Annotated in this window: 1 protein-coding gene; it reads right to left on the reverse strand. The window is 66.5% G+C overall.

All coding sequences use genetic code 11. From position 1 onward, the window contains the following. A partial coding sequence (locus EVC45_RS45375; protein ID WP_129964431.1) for a hypothetical protein occupies positions 1-218 on the reverse strand: 218 nt, incomplete at both ends.

The raw sequence follows: 218 nt of genomic DNA on the forward strand, positions 1-218 counted from the left end.
CCGGCCAGGCGCAGCGCCGCTTCACGCGCGTCGGCCTCGTCCGGCCACTTCGAGAGTGCATTGAGCGCGTTGGCCACATGTTGGGCTTCCATCGACTCGCGCAGGCCTGCATTCAATGTCAGACGACCGGCCAGACACAGCGCCGCTTCACGCGCATCGGCCTTGTCCGGCCACTTCGAGAGTGCATTGAGCGCGTTGGCCACCGCCTGCGCGTTCAT

Origin of the sequence: Paraburkholderia sp. UYCP14C, assembly GCF_004197395.1 — a bacterium.
Taxonomy (GTDB): domain Bacteria; phylum Pseudomonadota; class Gammaproteobacteria; order Burkholderiales; family Burkholderiaceae; genus Paraburkholderia.